At 63.9% G+C, this 15,401-nt stretch carries 17 protein-coding genes and 1 riboswitch; of the genes, 6 read left to right on the forward strand and 11 right to left on the reverse strand.

Features of this window, described 5'->3' with window-relative positions; genetic code table 11:
* The 6 genes from P1U55_RS13940 to rpsU form a co-directional block, all read right to left on the reverse strand.
* Positions 1-640 (reverse strand): ABC transporter ATP-binding protein (locus P1U55_RS13940; protein WP_301048230.1); only part of this gene is annotated, 640 nt, incomplete at its 3' end.
* Positions 641-718: 78 nt separating this feature from the next.
* Positions 719-1,474: an ABC transporter ATP-binding protein gene (locus tag P1U55_RS13945; protein ID WP_301048231.1), complete on the reverse strand. Its 756-nt coding sequence runs from the start codon at positions 1,472-1,474 to the stop codon at positions 719-721.
* Positions 1,471-2,460, reverse strand: a complete 990-nt coding sequence (locus tag P1U55_RS13950) for an iron ABC transporter permease (RefSeq protein ID WP_301048232.1) — start codon at positions 2,458-2,460, stop codon at positions 1,471-1,473. The genes P1U55_RS13945 and P1U55_RS13950 overlap by 4 nt, the downstream gene beginning before the upstream one ends.
* Positions 2,457-3,317 (reverse strand): ABC transporter substrate-binding protein, encoded by an 861-nt coding sequence (locus tag P1U55_RS13955; protein ID WP_301048233.1) that lies wholly within the window; start codon positions 3,315-3,317, stop codon positions 2,457-2,459. The genes P1U55_RS13950 and P1U55_RS13955 overlap by 4 nt, the downstream gene beginning before the upstream one ends.
* Positions 3,292-5,130 carry a TonB-dependent siderophore receptor gene (locus tag P1U55_RS13960; RefSeq protein WP_301048234.1) on the reverse strand — a complete coding sequence of 613 codons (1,839 nt, stop codon included), beginning with the start codon at positions 5,128-5,130 and terminating at the stop codon, positions 3,292-3,294. The genes P1U55_RS13955 and P1U55_RS13960 overlap by 26 nt, the downstream gene beginning before the upstream one ends.
* Positions 5,131-5,272: 142 nt before the next feature.
* A riboswitch (cobalamin riboswitch) is annotated at positions 5,273-5,477 on the reverse strand.
* A gap of 178 nt (positions 5,478-5,655) precedes the next feature.
* Entirely contained in the window at positions 5,656-5,862 is a 207-nt protein-coding gene (gene rpsU, locus P1U55_RS13965) for a 30S ribosomal protein S21 (RefSeq protein ID WP_008207378.1), read from the reverse strand.
* A 114-nt stretch (positions 5,863-5,976) separates the two neighbouring features.
* On the opposite strand from rpsU, the gene P1U55_RS13970 reads away from it, so the two are divergent.
* From P1U55_RS13970 to P1U55_RS13980, 3 genes are all read left to right on the forward strand, one after another.
* On the forward strand, positions 5,977-6,669 hold the full coding sequence (locus P1U55_RS13970) for a COQ9 family protein (protein ID WP_301048235.1): 693 nt from the start codon (positions 5,977-5,979) through the stop codon (positions 6,667-6,669).
* 9 nt (positions 6,670-6,678) lie between these two features.
* Entirely contained in the window at positions 6,679-7,671 is a 993-nt protein-coding gene (locus tag P1U55_RS13975; RefSeq protein ID WP_301048236.1) for an NAD(P)H-quinone oxidoreductase, read from the forward strand.
* A 78-nt stretch (positions 7,672-7,749) separates the two neighbouring features.
* Positions 7,750-8,193: an STAS/SEC14 domain-containing protein gene (locus tag P1U55_RS13980; protein ID WP_301048237.1), complete on the forward strand. Its 444-nt coding sequence runs from the start codon at positions 7,750-7,752 to the stop codon at positions 8,191-8,193.
* A gap of 133 nt (positions 8,194-8,326) precedes the next feature.
* On the opposite strand, the gene P1U55_RS13985 is transcribed toward P1U55_RS13980, so the two are convergent.
* Positions 8,327-8,962 carry a ribonuclease T2 gene (locus tag P1U55_RS13985; RefSeq protein ID WP_301048238.1) on the reverse strand — a complete coding sequence of 212 codons (636 nt, stop codon included), beginning with the start codon at positions 8,960-8,962 and terminating at the stop codon, positions 8,327-8,329.
* Positions 8,963-9,090: 128 nt separating this feature from the next.
* On the opposite strand from P1U55_RS13985, the gene P1U55_RS13990 reads away from it, so the two are divergent.
* Together P1U55_RS13990 and P1U55_RS13995 are read left to right on the forward strand one after the other, a co-directional pair.
* Entirely contained in the window at positions 9,091-9,843 is a 753-nt protein-coding gene (locus P1U55_RS13990; protein WP_301048239.1) for a cell cycle transcriptional regulator TrcR, read from the forward strand.
* A gap of 138 nt (positions 9,844-9,981) precedes the next feature.
* Positions 9,982-10,542: a DUF4453 domain-containing protein gene (locus P1U55_RS13995; RefSeq protein WP_301048240.1), complete on the forward strand. Its 561-nt coding sequence runs from the start codon at positions 9,982-9,984 to the stop codon at positions 10,540-10,542.
* Here the strand turns inward: P1U55_RS13995 and recR are convergent.
* From recR to P1U55_RS14015, 4 genes are read right to left on the reverse strand one after another with little or no spacing between them, the layout of a single operon-like run.
* Positions 10,539-11,138, reverse strand: a complete 600-nt coding sequence (recR, locus tag P1U55_RS14000) for a recombination mediator RecR (protein ID WP_301048241.1) — start codon at positions 11,136-11,138, stop codon at positions 10,539-10,541. The two genes, P1U55_RS13995 and recR, sit on opposite strands and share 4 nt — an antisense overlap.
* 2 nt (positions 11,139-11,140) lie before the next feature.
* Positions 11,141-11,485 carry a YbaB/EbfC family nucleoid-associated protein gene (locus P1U55_RS14005; protein WP_301048242.1) on the reverse strand — a complete coding sequence of 115 codons (345 nt, stop codon included), beginning with the start codon at positions 11,483-11,485 and terminating at the stop codon, positions 11,141-11,143.
* Between the two features lie 30 nt (positions 11,486-11,515).
* Entirely contained in the window at positions 11,516-13,279 is a 1,764-nt protein-coding gene (locus P1U55_RS14010; RefSeq protein WP_301048243.1) for a DNA polymerase III subunit gamma/tau, read from the reverse strand.
* Between the two features lie 59 nt (positions 13,280-13,338).
* Positions 13,339-13,722, reverse strand: a complete 384-nt coding sequence (locus tag P1U55_RS14015; RefSeq protein WP_301048244.1) for a DUF202 domain-containing protein — start codon at positions 13,720-13,722, stop codon at positions 13,339-13,341.
* A 204-nt stretch (positions 13,723-13,926) separates the two neighbouring features.
* Here P1U55_RS14015 and P1U55_RS14020 point away from each other — a divergent pair.
* The coding region (locus tag P1U55_RS14020) for an ankyrin repeat domain-containing protein (protein WP_301048245.1) at positions 13,927-15,401 on the forward strand (1,475 nt) is incomplete at its 3' end.

Consider the following 15,401-nt stretch of genomic DNA (forward strand, 5'->3'; position numbering starts at 1 on the left):
CCTGATGCAGCACCAGCAGGTGATCGCTGTCGCGCACCTCGTCGGTCAGGTGGGTCGCCCAAAGCACGCAAATCCCCTCTTGCGCGGCAAGATCATGCACATGCGCCACAATGCTGGCCCGCGCCGCCGCATCCAGCCCCACCGTTGGCTCATCAAGCAGCAGCACCTTCGGGTCATGCAGCAGGGCGCGGGCCAGTTCGGTGCGCCGCCGGTGGCCGCCGTTGAGCGCCCGCACCTTCTCGCCCGCCCGCTCTGCCATGCCAAGGCGCTCCAGCACCCGCGCAACGCGGGCAGGCACTTCGCGGCGCGGCACCCCGTGCAGGGCGGCAAAATAGGCAAGGTTCTGGCGCACCGTCAGATCAAGGTCGAGCGTGGGCTGTTGAAAGACCACCCCCAGCGCGCCCAGCGCCTTGCCGGGGGCGTGGCGCAGATCATGTCCGGCAATGGTGATCTGGCTCTCTGGGGCCACCAAAAGCCGGGTGAGCAGCGCCACCAGCGTTGATTTCCCCGCGCCATTTGGCCCGAGCAAAGCGCAAAACCGGCCCATCGGCAGCTCAAACGACATGCCCTTCAGCGCCTCTTTGGCCCCGTAGCTGAAGCGCAGATCGCGCACCGTCAGCCCGGTGGTTTCAGCCGTCATCCCTGCACTCCCCTCCCTTTGCTGCCCCCTTCATAGCAAGTTTTTGGCCCGCCGCGCAGGCCCCCAAAGGTCGGTAGGTCACACCAGCCCGAGCGGCTGGAAGATCGGGCCGCTTTCGGTGGGGGTGAAGGTGCCGCTGATGTGGAACACCTGCGCCAAAAGCTCTGGCGACAGCACCTCCATCGGGGTTCCGTCTGCCACCTTGCGGCCCTCGTGCAGCACAATAAGCCGGGTGCAGTAGCGGGCCGCAAGGCTAAGGTCATGCAAGGCCGCCACCACGCCGCGACCTTCACGGGCAAGGCGGTCAAAAAGCTCCATCGTGGCAATCTGAGCCGCCGGATCAAGGCCCGCAATCGGCTCATCGGCCAGCAGCAGCGGCGTGTCTTGCGCCAAGGCACGGGCGATCAGCGCGCGCGCCTGCTCCCCGCCCGAAAGGCGGGTGGCCCGGCGCGAGGCAAACCCCTCCAGCCGCATCTCTCCAAGCGCCTGCGCCACCGCCGCACGATCTGGCGCGCCGATCCGCTGGCCCGGCGCAAGGTGCGGGTTACGACCCAGCGCCACCAACGTTTCCACATTCAAATCCCAGGCGATCTCACGGGCTTGCGGCAAAAACGCCACCTCACGGGCGCGCGCGCGCGGCGGCAACACGGCGAGAGAGCTTTCCCCCTCTGCCGCCAACAGCCCCAGCGCGGCGCGCAGCAACGTGGTTTTGCCCGCTCCATTGGGGCCGATCAGCCCCACAAACTCGCCCGCGCCGATGCGGGCGGAAACGCCATCGAGCACGCGCCGCCCATTGGCCCGCGTCAGGCCGATATGATCAAGCACCAGCGTCATAGCCGCCCCCGCAAGCGCCAGATCAGATGAAAGAAGAAAGGTGCGCCAATGAGCGCCGTCACCACGCCAAGCTTGAGGTCGCGCTCGGGCAGGATCACCCGCACCGCTACATCTGCCGCCAGCACCATCGCCGCGCCGCCCAGTGCCGAGGCGATCAGCAGCGCCGAGGGCCGCGCCCCCACCAGCGGGCGCAGCAGGTGCGGCACCACGAGGCCCACAAAGCCCACCGCCCCGGCCACCGCCGTGCCCGCGCCCACCGCCGCCGCCACGCCGATGACCAGCATCAGCCGCAGGCGCACCAGCCGCACGCCCATGGCTTCGGCGGCGTCTTCGCCCAATGTGAGCGCATCAAGCGCGCGGCCCGTGGGCAGCAACAAAACCGCGCCCAGCACCATGAAGGGCGCGGCCAGCCAAACGTGGGTCATCGAGCGGTCCGCCAGAGAGCCCATCATCCAAAACACGATCTCGGCGGCGGCAAAGGGCGATGGCGAGAGGTTCAGCACCAGCGAGGTGAGCGCCCCCGCCAGCGCCGAAAGCGCCACGCCCGCAAGGATCAGCGTCAGCGCGGTGCCGCGCGGGCCCGCCAGCGCCAGAATGCCCAGCACCGCCGCGCCTGCCCCGGCCAGCGCCGCCAGAGGCAGGCCCAGCGCGAAAGCGCCCGCAAGCCCAAGCTGGATCGCCAGCACCGCGCCCAGCGCCGCGCTGGCCGATACGCCGATCAGCCCCGGCTCGGCCAGCGGGTTGCGCAGATAGCCCTGCAACGCCGCGCCCGAAAGCCCCAGCGCCGCGCCCAGCATCCCCCCCAAAAGCGCCCGTGGCAGGCGGATTTCGCGCATCACCATGGTGGCTGGCCCGTCGCTTGGCACCACCAGCGCCACCAGCCCCTCGCCCCAGCCAATCCCCGCCGGGCCAATCATCAGCGACAGCGCGAAAAGCGCCGCACACAGCGCCGCCAACCCGCCATAAAGCGCCGCCGGGCGGATCATGGCATCCCCCGCCGCAGCGCCGCCAGCCGCTTCACCGTTGCCAGAACATCGGGCGTGCCGCAGATCCAGCTTGCATCGCCCATCTGCGCCACCGGCCCCGCCGCGCGCAGCTTTTGCACGACCGGATGGGCCAGGATTTCCTCGGCGCGGGATTTCGGGCTGGCCGGGGTAGAGGCGATCACCACATCGGGGTCAGACACCGCCAGCACCTCCAGCGGCACGAAGCCGCCGTAATCAAGCATGAGCTCCGAGGCCAGCAAATCAAACCCCGCCGCCTGCACGATCTGGCCCGGCAGGGTGGAGCCGCCCGCGCTCCAGCCATTGGCCGAATAAAGCGCCGCCAAGGGGCGCGCGCCCCCCGGCACGTCAATCGCGGCCAGATCATCCTCAAAGCTCTGCGCCATCTTCTCTGCCGCAGCCTCCCGGCCCAGCACCTTGCCCATGCGGCGAATATTGGCGGGGATGTCCTCCAGCCGCTCCGCCGGGGCAAACACCTCTACCCGCAGCCCAAGCCGCCCCAGCATGGCGCGGGTTTCAGGCGCGGTGAAGGCCCCGGCGAGCACCAGATCAGGCTCCAGCGCATAAACCTCCTCGGCCCTTGCGCCATTGCCCCTGTACGCTTGCGCGGCTTCGGCCACCGGCGAGGTGGCGGGGTCTTGCGCCATGTGGGTGACGCTCACCAACTGGCCGGGTGCGGCAACCGCCATGGCCAGTTGATCGGTGCACAGGTTGATCGAAACCACCCGTTGAGGCACGCCCCCCTCCCCGGCCCAGGCCCAGGCCGGGGCTGCGGCCAGCCAAAGCGCCATAAGCGCCCCGGCCAGCCATTTATCAGAACTTTGCGCGAAGCCCGGCATAAATTGACCGCCCCGGCTGGCCGTAGCCATTCACGGTTTGATAGTCGGTGTCTGTCAGGTTTTCGATGCGCAAATAGGCCTCGGCCCGCTCCGTGACCTCATAGGTGACGGTGGCGTTGAGCAGGGTGTAATCGTCCCCCTTGATGGTGGCGTAGGTCTGGGCGTCCACATCGTAAACATCGGCCACGTGCTGCACCTCTAGCTGCCCGGTCCAGCGTGGGGCGATCTGCCCCTCAACCCCGAGCACCAGATCATGGCGCGGCACCCGCAGGGTGCGATCATCGTTTTCATCGCGGCTCTCGGTGAGGGTATAGGCACCATACACGTCGATCCCGTCGGCCAGTTGCACCTGCCCTGAAAGCTCAAGCCCCTTGGCCGTGGTGGTGCCCTCAACCTGGATGTTCTGGTAGGTGAACGGATCATAGCCGATCAGATTGTCGATCTCGGTGTAAAACAGCGTCGCCTTCAAAAAATTCCGGTCGCCAAACTGCTTTTCGAGGCCCAGTTCCACGCTGCGGCTTTCCTCTGGATCAAGGTCCGGGTTGCCATAGAACGGCGCGTTCAGCTCATAAAGCGATGGCGCGCGAAAGCCCGTTGCCAATGCGCCGCGCAGGATCAGATCAGGCTGGATATCATAAGCCAGCGCCAGCCGCCCGGTGGTGTGGCTACCAAAGGTGGAATGCTCGTCATGGCGCAGCGCCGCAATCATATGCAGCCTCTCGTTGGGGCTATAGTTCAGCTCGGCAAAAACGCCGGTGCTGTTCTGGTCGCCCGTGGCCAGCGAGAAGGTATCGGCGGTAAAGCTCTCTTCGGTGTAATCGGCCCCGAAGTTGAGGTTGAGCGCCTCCGAAAGGTCGGCCTGCCCCACATAGCGCAGCACCGTCCGCTCGCCCTCGTAATGCGCATCCGTCGTGCCGCCCGACACGCTGTCACGGTCGATATTGAAGAACGAAGCTTCAAATGTGCTCGTCACCGTGGCGCCCTCATAGATAGCATAGGTACGCAACCCGTTGGTGGTGGCCTGAAGCTCGATATCGGCGTCGCCAAACGGAAAGCCGCCATCAATCTCGGTGTCGGTCTGGGCGGCGAACCCGGCAATGCCCAGGGTCAGCACATCGCTCAGCGCGTATTCACCAGCAAAGTTGAGGCGCAGGGCAGAGTAGCCATCTTCCTCGGTGTTGCCATCCGCCTCATCCGCCGCCGAAAAGCCTTGCGACAGGTTGCGTGAGAGCGTCACGGCAACATTGTGCCGCTCGCCCTTGCTCGACAGCGTGAGGGCGGCATTGGTGGTGTGATAGCTGCCAAGCTCCCCGGCAAAGGACACATGGGTGCCCTCTTCGGTGGCCTCAAGGCTGCTGATCGAGATCACCCCGGCCACCGCGCCCGCGCCATATTGCGCCGATTGCGCGCCCTTCAGCACCTCGATCCGGCCCACACCAGCGGTGCCGAGCAGGCCAAAGTTGAACGAGGGGTTGGGCGCGGTAAGGTCGGTCACGTCGATGCCGTCAATCTGCACGGCAACGTATTTCTGGTGCAGGCCGCGCATCCGGATATCACCAAGCTGCCCCGCACCGCCATTGCTGGCAAGGGACAGGCCGGGCTGGCGCGCAAGATAGCTGGCGATCGAGTTATCGGCCGATTTTTCGAGGTCTTCGGCGGTGATCACCTCAACACTGGCGCCGGTTTCATCCAGCGGCGTGCCCTCGCCCAGATCGGCAGTGATGGTGATCGGCTTCAGTTCATAAACCTGCGCGGCGGCGGGCAGCGCCATGGCCAGCGCGGCAACGGCGGTGGTGGTGAGAAAACGGGTCATCGTTCCCTTGTCCTTTCCTTGTGAGCCTCTGATCGGGCTCTTTTTTTGGCCGTGTCGTGGGAAAGGTCGTTTGGGGCCTTCCGCAGACGGTGTGTTTACCACCACTACGGAAGATCCGCTGGTCAGCACGCGCCCCGCGTACGGACAAGGTGATCGCCTCGGCAGGTCTCCTGACTCGCGGGTCTTGGCTTGGCCTGCCTTCCCGGGGAGGCTCCCCAGTGGCATTACGGCTTCACTCTCCGCTTACAGTTGCGGGGGCAGTCGTGGAATGAGGCCGCCTTTGGCCACCCGTACCACGTTCCCTTTTTCTCCGGGTTTTACCCCGGACCGATGCCCCTGCGGCCTACCCCGTTTCGGGGGGCGGGCGCAAGGGCGCCGTTGGGCCGATTGTGCAGCGGGCCATAACGCCGCGCGTCGCACCGGGCAACGCGGCGCCACCCCAAAAACAACAAACCCCCGGGCAATGCCGCGGGGGTCGTCGTAGACGAGGGCATAGCCCCCGTCGCTCGTGTGTCGTGGAGGTGCTTAGAGCATCCCCTCGCGCTGGGCCTTCTTCCGAGCCAGCTTCCGCGCGCGGCGGATCGCTTCAGCCTTTTCACGGGCCTTCTTCTCGGACGGCTTCTCGAAGTGTTGCTTGAGTTTCATCTCACGAAACACACCCTCGCGCTGAAGTTTCTTCTTCAGAGCACGAAGCGCCTGATCGACGTTGTTATCACGAACGCTTACCTGCATGTGGTTTTCACCACCTTTCTTGTTGGAGTTTGCATAAGTTGCAGGAGGGCGCCGTATAGCAAAGCCATTCTGTTCTGTCTACACTCCGCGCAAAATTGCCCTAAGTTGATGGCCATGACTCAAAACAGCACAAAAACCGCCCTGCTCGATGCCGCCCTGCCCCATGTCGCCTTTGATGGCTGGACGGATGCAATCCTGACCCAAGCCGCCGAGGCAACAGGCGTTCCCCCCGCCGAGGCGCGGGCGCTGTTTCCACGCGGTGCCATTGATCTGGCCCTTGCGTTTCATGCCCGTGGCGACGCCGCGATGCAGGAGGCCTTCGCTGCGGCTGACCTTTCCACGATGCGCTACTCCGAGAAAATCGCCCACCTCGTGCGGCTGCGGCTGGAGGCGATCGAGGGCGAGCGCGAGGCCGTGCGCCGCGCCGCCGCGCTCTTTGCCCTGCCCCAAAACGCGCCCCATGGCGCTGCGGCGATCTGGGGCACGGCTGATTCGATCTGGTCGGCACTGGGCGACACCTCGGAAGATGCCAACTGGTATTCCAAGCGCGCCACCCTCTCGGCCGTCTATTCCGCCACGCTCCTTTATTGGCTGGGGGATGAAAGCGAGGGCCACACCGCCACATGGGCCTTCCTTGACCGGCGCATCGAAAACGTGATGCAGATCGAAAAGCTCAAGGGCGGGTTGCGCTCCAATCCGCTGACCAAGCCACTCATGGCCGGGCCAGAGTGGCTTGCCTCGCGTATCCACGCGCCCCGCAAAACACCGCCCGCCGATATGCCCGGCCACATCAAAACTCCAAACTAAAGGCTCTACATGACCCTCCCTGATACCATGCGCGCCATCGAAATCTCTGAACCCGGCGGCCCCGATGTGCTGCGCGAAACCACCGTGCCCCTGCCCCAGCCGGGCGCGGGCGAAATTGTTATTCGCGTCGCCTACGCCGGGGTGAACCGCCCCGATGCCCTGCAACGTGCCGGAGCCTATGCGCCGCCGCCCGATGCCTCGCCTCTGCCCGGCCTTGAAGCCTCGGGCGAGGTTGTGGCCGTGGGCGAAGGCGCACGCTGGAAGCTCGGCGATCAGGTTTGCGCCCTTTTGCCGGGTGGCGGCTACGCTGAATATGTTGTCACCCCCGCCGCCCACGCCCTGCCGGTGCCCTCGGGCATGGGCCTGCGCGAAGCCGCCTGCCTGCCGGAAAACTACTTCACCGTCTGGTCCAATGTCTTCACCCGTGGCGGGCTTAAGGCGGGCGAGCGCTTTCTGGTGCATGGCGGCAGCTCCGGCATCGGCACCACTGCCATCCAGCTTGCGCATCACTTTGGCGCACGGGTCTTTGCCACCGCTGGCACCGCAGAAAAATGCGCGGTGTGCGAGAAGCTTGGCGCCGAGCGGGCGATCAACTACCGCGATGAGGATTTTGTCGAGATCATGCGCGCCGAAGGCGGGGCCAACCTGATCCTCGATATGGTCGGCGGCGATTACATCCCGCGCAACGTGAAGGCGCTGGCGCTGGAGGGGCGGATGGTCCACATCGCTTTCCTCTCCGGTCCCAAGGCCGAGCTGAACTTTGCGCAGGTCATGGCCCGCCGCCTCACCCTCACCGGCTCCACCCTGCGGCCCCAATCGGTTGCCGCCAAAGCCGCCATTGCCGAGGCGCTTGAAGCGCAGGTCTGGCCCCTGCTCTCTGCCGGCAAGATCTCGCCGGTGATGGACAGCACCTTCCCCCTCGCCGAAGCCGCCGCCGCCCATGCCCGCATGGAAAGCTCGGAGCATATCGGCAAGATCGTGCTGGAGGTCGCCGGAGGATAACCGGACAGCGGTTTGCGCCAGATCATTCCCTCTGGCCGCAACCCGGTTACCATTCGCCCTTCACAAAGGAGATTTGCCATGTCCGGCCATTTTGACATCCTTACCGGCTACCCGCCCGATGTGCTCGCCGTTGCGGGCCACGGCAAGATTGACCGCGCCTGCTATGAAGAGCAGCTCATCCCCGCGATCAAGGAGATCGTGCACAAAGAGGGCAAGGTGAAGCTGCTCTATATCCTGGGTGCCGATTTTGAGGGGTTTTCCGCCGGGGCCGCCTGGGATGACACCAAGCTGGGCCTGCTGCACCTGCATGACTTTGCCCGCATCGCGCTGGTGACCGATAAGAAGTGGGTTCGCAAAGGGGCCAAGCTGTTCGCCCCGCTCATGGCCGCCCCCCTTGACACCTTCACCCTGGCCGAGCTTGAGGCGGCAAAAGAGTGGATCGTGCAAAACCCGCCGCCAGAGCGCAACGGCGGCAATGTCGCCGCCGATCACCGCCTGCTGGCAAACGAAGACAAAATCTGAACGCTGCGTGCTTTGCATATCGCGAGCGCGGGGCGTTAACGGGCCGATGCGGAAAAATCGTATGCACGGGTTGTGCATCACTTGTGCATCGGTTGTGCCCCTTCGCTTTTTGCAAATCTGGCGGCTGTTAAGGTTACTCGATCGGCTCGAACAGCGCGTCTTTCATGGTGCAATCGCGTGAAACATCGCGCCCGCATTCGCGCGGCTCAAGGTCTTTCGTCAGGCAAATCCGCACCTCCTGAATGTGGCGCGCCTTGCAGGTAACGGTCAGCATATCTGCGGTAAGCTGCTGATTATCCTTGAGGAACGCCTCCTCCACCACCGAGGCAGGTAGCTTGATCGCCCGGTCGAGCTTGCGAAACACATCAGGGCGTTTAACGCGGCCATAGGCTTTGCGCGCGGTGGCGTAATAGTCTGTTGCGGTCAGCCCGGCGCAGCGCCCATGCTTTTTCCACTGATACCAGGCCAGCCCACTGGTGCCCATTATGTCAGCCATTTCAACGGTTTGGGCGCGATTCGGGTCGCGCTCGGCGGTGCGGCAAAAGCTTGGCCACCCGCGCTCGTTCTGCGGCCAAAGCCCATGCAGAACCCAGCCATAATCAGCCCCCGCATCACACTGTGGCGAGCCCTTCCGCTCGCCCTCCAGGGCACACCAATTGGGCGACCACGACAGGCTCATGACATAGTAGTCAAAGTCCCCCGCACGCTCCCCCTCGGCCCAGGCCGGGCCTGTGAAAGCCAGTAAAATAACAGCAATCAAGCCACGCATTCGCTCTTCCCCTTTTGCCTTTTCGCCACTATATAGCGCCCAAGTTCCCCGACAACGTGAACTCGCCCCGCTCAAACCCGGGGTCGCCTTTCTGGCGTGGGGAGAGACGTGGCTAAAGGAGTGCGACGATGAACAAACCGCTCATGACAAAGGCGACAGCCGTTTGGCTTGTGGACAATACGACCTTGAGTTTCAAGCAGATAGCCGATTTTTGCGGCCTGCATGAGCTGGAAGTTCAGGGCATCGCCGATGGCGACGTGGCCGCTGGCGTGAAGGGCTTTGACCCGATCACCAACAACCAGTTGACCCAAGATGAGATCGACGCCGCCGAAAAAAATCCGGCCCACAAGCTGAAGCTCAAGTTCAACGCCGCCGCCACTGGTGAAGAAAAGCGCCGTGGCCCGCGCTACACCCCGCTGTCCAAACGCCAGGACCGCCCCGCCTCGATCCTCTGGCTGGTAAAGTTCCACCCCGAGCTGACCGATGCGCAGATCGGCAAACTGGTGGGCACCACCAAGCCGACCATTCAGGCAATCCGCGAGCGCACGCACTGGAATATCCAGAATATTCAACCAATTGATCCGGTTGCCCTTGGCCTGTGCAAACAGACCGAGCTTGACGCAGCCGTGCAAAAAGCCGCTGCCAAGAAGGCCCGTGAAGGCGAGTCGATGTCGGATGATGAGCGCCGCAAGCTGCTCTCAACCGAGCAAAGCCTCACCGCCGACCCAGAGCCGAAGATCCCCACCGCCATTTCCGGGCTGGAGACCTTCACCCTCAGTGGCGACGATGAAGATGAAGAGAAAAAAGAGAAGGTGTTTGACGCCGACACCCTCTTCAACCTTCCCGATGATGAAAGCGGCTCTGACGACGAGCAGCCGTGATCTGAGCCATCCGTAAAGAGCTTGTTAACTGCCGCCCTGTAAAACGGGTGGCAGTTTTCGTTTGAGGGGTTGCGTCTGGCTATTCGCAACGGCACCGCGCTAATCTGGCTTTGGATAGATTACCGGAGCCACATGCACATGCGCCATCTGCTTTTGCCCGCCCTCGCCCTTCTCCTCGCTGGCCCCGCAACGGCGGGCGAGCATTGCGATGAGTATTGGTTTACCCGCAACGCCCTGTTCGCGCGGGCGGGCTATTGCTTTAGCTCGCCGCTGGGGCAAGCGGTTTTCGGCAATGAGGGGTGCACCACCAAGTCGCCGAAGCTTGGCACCGCCGAGGCCGCGAAGGTGAAGCATATTCTGGAGTTGGAGGCGCTGGATGCCTGCGCCATCAACACAAAGCGCACCAGCCTTGAGATCCGCGGGCTGGAAATGCGCAAGACGATGAAGGTGCTGCCGGTGCGCGACGTGGGCGGCTCGGCCTGCATCGGCTGGAAAGGCCCGCCCGTTACGCTCCGCAACGCCCCTTCAACATCGGCAGAGGCTGTGGGCGAGATCGGCTTGGGCGATCAGATAAACTTTGAGTTTGAACGAGAAGGAAGTTGGGATTTCGTATTCATTTACAGCGGCTTGCAGCTTGTGAGCTCTGGCTGGACCAATATGACATGGTCGCCGGACGCCTGTGAAAGCGTCGCCGGTTAAAGCGCTTTTCTGGCTCGAAGCGCCGCGCCGATGGTGCCATCGTCAAGGTAGTCCAACTCGCCGCCAATCGGCACGCCCTGCGCCAGCGAGGTCAGCATCACCCCGGTCGGCTCAAGCTGATCGGCAATGTAATGCGCCGTTGTCTGGCCATCCACGGTGGCGTTAAGGGCCAGAATAACCTCAGAAATCTGCTCCTCGGCGATCCGCTCCAGCAGCCGGGGGATGCGCAACTCTTCCGGCCCAACGGCATCCAGCGCCGAGAGGACGCCACCCAACACATGATACCGCCCCTTAAACACCCCGGCCCGCTCCATGGCCCAAAGGTCGGCCACATCTTCCACCACACAAAGCTCGCCCGTTGCCCGCTTGGGACTTTCGCAAATGCCGCAAATATCGGCGGTGCCGATATTGCCGCAACGCAGGCATTCCCGCGCGGTTTCGGCCACCAGCCGCATGGAATCAGCCAGCGGTATCAACAGCTTGGAGCGTTTTTTGATGAGGTGAAGCACCGCACGGCGGGCCGACCGGGGGCCAAGCCCCGGCAGCCGCGCCATCAAGGCGATCAGCGCTTCAATCTCTTCGGGCGCGTCACTCATGCCTAAAGCGGCAGGTCCATGCCTTCGGGGAGGCCCATCTCGCGGGTGATCTTTTCCATCTCCTGGCGCGCCCTCACCTCGGCCTTGGCCTGGGCATCTTTGATGGCGGCGAGAATCAGGTCTTCGACCACCTCTTTTTCATCGGCGTTGAAGATCGACGGATCAATATCCAGCCCATTCAACACGCCTTTTGCGGTGCAGCGGGCTTTCACCAACCCGGCACCGCTTTCGCCTTCAACGGTCATCAGCGCAAGCTCTTCCTGAAGCGCGGCCATCTTGCCTTGCATCTCTTGAGCCGCCTTCATCATCTTGGTCATATCACCAAGCTGGCCTAGTCCTTTGAGCATCGTTTTGTCCTTATGTTGTGGGGCGCGAGGCTAGTCTTCCTCGAACGGATCCCATTCATCATCTACCTCTGGAAGCGCCTCAAGGGCGGCTTCGGCTTCAATCTGATCGGGAGTGCGGATCTCGGTGATCCGCGCACCCGGGAACTCGGCCAGAACGGCCTGAACCAGCGCGTGCGACTCCGCTTCAGCCTTCTGGGCCAACCAGGCGGCATCGCGCTTTTCGGCAATGGTTTCGGCGCCCCCGGAACTGACCACAGTGACCGCCCAGCGCGCGCCGGTCCACGCCTGAAGGCGCTGGCCAAGGTGGGCGGCAAGGTCGCCCGGGGCATTGTCGGTTGGCTCAAATTCGATCCGGCCGGGGGAGTAACGCGCAAGGCGCAGGCAGGTTTCAACCTCCACCAGCAGCTTCACGTCACGGTGGTGGCGGATCAGCTCCAGCACATCCTCAAAGCTGTGGTAGCGGGCGAGTGCCACCTCTGGCTGATGCGCCAGCGCGGTGGCCGCACCATGCGGCGTGCCGACAGGGGCAGAGGGCGGCGGCGCGGAAGATTGTGCTTGCGGCGCAGGGGCTTGCGCCATGGAGCCGGGCGCCGCAGCGCCACCACCGGGGCCACCGTTTGGCGGGGTGGGCGGCGCGGGAGGCTGGTCTTTCAACTTGCGGATCAGCTCATCTGGGGTGGGCAAGTCAGCCACATGGGTGAGCCGGATGATCGCCATTTCGGCGGCCATCATTGCATTGGGGGCCTGCGCCACTTCTTCGAGCGCCTTCAGCAGCATCTGCCACATCCGGCTGAGCACCCGCATCGAAATGGCGTTGGCCAGCGCACGGCCGCGATCCCGCTCATCGGGAGACACGGTTGGGTCATCACCGGCATCCGGGGTGATTTGCGTGACCGAAACCCAATGGGTTACCTCGGCCAGATCGCGCAGCACGGCCATTGGATCGGCGCCTTCGGCATATTGCGCCGAAAGCTCGTTGAGGGCTGCGGGGGCATCGCCGCGCAGCACCATCTCAAACAGGTCAAGCACGCGGCCCCGGTCAGCCAGGCCCAGCATGGCGCGCACGGTTTCGGCGGTGGTTTCGCCCGCCCCCTGGCCCAGCGCCTGATCAAGCAGGGATGTCGCATCCCGCGCCGAACCTTCCGAAGCCCGCGCCACCAGCGCCAGAGCATCATCGGTGATCTCACCGCCTTCGCTTGCAGCGATGCGGCGCATCATGGCGATCATGTCTTCAGCCTCGATGCGGCGCAGATCAAACCGTTGACACCGCGACAAAACCGTCACCGGAACCTTGCGGATTTCGGTGGTGGCGAAGATGAACTTGGCGTGGGCGGGCGGCTCTTCCAGCGTTTTCAGGAGCGCGTTGAACGCGCTCTTCGAAAGCATGTGAACCTCGTCGATGATGTAGACTTTGTAGCGCGCGGAGGCGGGCGCATAGTGGACCGTATCCAGCACCTCGGCGCGGATATCATCGACCCCGGTGTTTGAGGCCGCGTCCATCTCGATCACATCAACATGGCGTCCCTCGGCAATGGCGACGCAAGCCTCGCAGGTGCCGCAGGGATCGGTGGTTGGCCCTTGTTCGCAGTTCAGCCCCTTGGCGATAATCCGCGCGGTGGTGGTTTTGCCGGTGCCGCGAATGCCCGTCATGATGAAGGCCTGCGCGATGCGGTCCGCCTCAAACGCGTTGCGCAGGGTGCGCACCATCGCCTCTTGCCCAACGAGGTCGGCAAAGGTTTGCGGCCGGTATTTCCGCGCCAGAACCTGGTAATCTTGGGGTGCGCTGTCGCTCATCTTGCCTCGCGGAAGTGGGTCCGGGGGTATCCTATGCGCTGGCCGGGGTGAGGTAAATCCTAGAGCGCCCAGAGGACGCAACCGGTGCCGATTGCGCCCAGCGCCATGAGGCTGGCGATGGTGGTGAAATGGCTGCGGCCCAGGGGTTCGGCGCTGTGGTCTGACAGGCGGCCAAAGGTTGCGCAGGCATTGCGACGGGCCGACCAAAAGAGCACGAGAGCGATCACGATGAAGATGCTCGCCACCGATTTGGCGGCCCATGTTGGCTCAAACTTGCCAAACACGGCTTGCAGGCCGATCGCCACCCCGACCGAGCCAAGCCCGGTGCGCATCCAGCCTGCAAAGGTGCGCTCGTTGGCCTGAAGGGTGCGATCTTCGGCCCAATTGGTCCGGTCTTCCGCCCAGTCGGTGCGGGTTTCGCTGGCTTGCTGTTCATCTTGCATGAGGCAAGAATAGCGCCACACAGCAGAAGGGCAAAGGAACATTGCCCCGCTGTGGCGCGGTTGCTACGCTAACGGGGCCGACAGGAAGGCACCCACGGTCCGCGGAAAGCTGCAAGGCATCCTGCTCTTGTGAGAAACCCAACAGGTTTTTCTTGTGGCCCAACCCGGGCGGACCACTGGGCCCTATCCAAGGGAAACCCGATCATGACCTCCGAAATTGAAGGCTACCGCCGTGCGGCAAAGCGGCTGAAAAAGGCCCATGCCGCAGGCGCCCCCGAAGCGCTTGCGAGGGCGGCAAAGGCCCTGCCACGCGAGCGGCTGGGTGATTTGAAGCATGTGGACGCTTTGCACGTTGTGGCGCGGGAAGCCGGTAGCGAAAGCTGGCCGCGCTTGAAGCTGCGGCTGGAGTTAAAGCACGCAACCCCCGAGCAGCTTTTGCGGCGGTTGCGGGCCGGTCTGGAACATGGCTTTCATTGGGCTGTCCGTGAGGTTTTGGCGCGTGACCCGTCCCTTGGGCGTGCCAATCTTGGCATCGCCGCCGCGCTCTACGATGCCGCTTTTTTGAGGGCCGAACTCGCCGACAACCCGAAGCTGGCCACCACTGAAGTTGAGGGCGTTTTGCCCCTTTGCCATCTGGCGTTTTCGCAATGGATCAAGGCGGACGGCGCGGAGGCAGAGATGCTGGCTTGCGCCGAAATGCTGCAAAGCCATGGCGCGGATGTGAACGTGGGCAAGCCAGAGCCGGGCGGATCAGCGCACCAATTATCGCCGCTCTACGGCGCGATTGGCCATGCAGACAACCTCACCCTTGGTCGCTGGCTTTTGCAAAACGGAGCCAACCCGAATGATGGGGAGTCGCTTTATCACGCCACAGAGCACGGGCATCGCGATGGCTTGAGGCTGTTGCTGGAACATGGCGCGCAGCCCGCAGGCACCAACGCGATGCTCCGGGCGTTGGATTTTGACGATCTGGAAGCGGTGCGCCTTTTGCTCAAGGCCGGGGCAGACCCGGATGAGGGCTGTGGGGAAGGTCCATCGGGAGAGTTCGCAACGATTCCAGGTGCTTTGCACCACGCCGGGCGGCGACTGTGCTGCGCCGAAATGGCAGAGCTGTTGGTAGCCGCCGGGGCCTCGCTTTCGGCCAGGTGGCATGGGCGAAGCCCCTACGGGACGGCGCGTATCTATGGCAATGCAGCCGTTGCGCGCACCATTGCGGCGGCGGGCGGTGCCACCGCGCTAACACCGAGCGATGCGCTATTGGCGCAAGCCGCAGAGGGGCGTGTCCCCAACGGGGCGCGGATTGATCCTGAAATATTGAGCGGCGAAACGCGCGGCTTGATCAGCGCGATGGCGCATTTGCCCGCTGCGCTCCCGCAGATCAAAGCGATGGTTGCCTTGGGGCTGGAGTGGGACCGGCCCGATGGTATGGGCGTGCCCCCGGTGCAGACTGCCGGCTGGCATGGCGTGCCCGAGGTTATGGAATATCTGCTCTCACTGGGGCCAGACCTTACCCATGTGAACACCTGGGGCGGCGATTTGCTGGGCACAATTCTGCACGGATCCGCCAACGCGCCGGACCGCGAGAGGTGTAACCACTTATCATGCGTTGATTTGGCCTTGCAGGCGGGGCTGCCGCTTTATCGCGGGTATCTGCTGTTCACCGGCAATGAGGCCGTGGC

The sequence above is a fragment of the Vannielia sp. genome (genome assembly GCF_029212645.1).
GTDB lineage: Bacteria > Pseudomonadota > Alphaproteobacteria > Rhodobacterales > Rhodobacteraceae > Vannielia.

Excerpts from the sequence above, each read along its gene's own strand:
- P1U55_RS13945 (WP_301048231.1), bottom strand. The coding sequence starts at position 1,474 with ATGACGCTGGTGCTTGATCATATCGGCCTGACGCGGGCCAATGGGCGG.
- P1U55_RS13950 (WP_301048232.1), bottom strand. The coding sequence starts at position 2,460 with ATGATCCGCCCGGCGGCGCTTTATGGCGGGTTGGCGGCGCTGTGTGCG.
- P1U55_RS13955 (WP_301048233.1), bottom strand. The coding sequence starts at position 3,317 with ATGCCGGGCTTCGCGCAAAGTTCTGATAAATGGCTGGCCGGGGCGCTT.
- P1U55_RS13960 (WP_301048234.1), bottom strand. The coding sequence starts at position 5,130 with ATGACCCGTTTTCTCACCACCACCGCCGTTGCCGCGCTGGCCATGGCG.
- rpsU (WP_008207378.1), bottom strand. The coding sequence starts at position 5,862 with ATGCAGGTAAGCGTTCGTGATAACAACGTCGATCAGGCGCTTCGTGCT.
- P1U55_RS13970 (WP_301048235.1), top strand. The coding sequence starts at position 5,977 with ATGACTCAAAACAGCACAAAAACCGCCCTGCTCGATGCCGCCCTGCCC.
- P1U55_RS13975 (WP_301048236.1), top strand. The coding sequence starts at position 6,679 with ATGACCCTCCCTGATACCATGCGCGCCATCGAAATCTCTGAACCCGGC.
- P1U55_RS13980 (WP_301048237.1), top strand. The coding sequence starts at position 7,750 with ATGTCCGGCCATTTTGACATCCTTACCGGCTACCCGCCCGATGTGCTC.
- P1U55_RS13985 (WP_301048238.1), bottom strand. The coding sequence starts at position 8,962 with ATGCGTGGCTTGATTGCTGTTATTTTACTGGCTTTCACAGGCCCGGCC.
- P1U55_RS13990 (WP_301048239.1), top strand. The coding sequence starts at position 9,091 with ATGAACAAACCGCTCATGACAAAGGCGACAGCCGTTTGGCTTGTGGAC.
- P1U55_RS13995 (WP_301048240.1), top strand. The coding sequence starts at position 9,982 with ATGCGCCATCTGCTTTTGCCCGCCCTCGCCCTTCTCCTCGCTGGCCCC.
- recR (WP_301048241.1), bottom strand. The coding sequence starts at position 11,138 with ATGAGTGACGCGCCCGAAGAGATTGAAGCGCTGATCGCCTTGATGGCG.
- P1U55_RS14005 (WP_301048242.1), bottom strand. The coding sequence starts at position 11,485 with ATGCTCAAAGGACTAGGCCAGCTTGGTGATATGACCAAGATGATGAAG.
- P1U55_RS14010 (WP_301048243.1), bottom strand. The coding sequence starts at position 13,279 with ATGAGCGACAGCGCACCCCAAGATTACCAGGTTCTGGCGCGGAAATAC.
- P1U55_RS14015 (WP_301048244.1), bottom strand. The coding sequence starts at position 13,722 with ATGCAAGATGAACAGCAAGCCAGCGAAACCCGCACCGACTGGGCGGAA.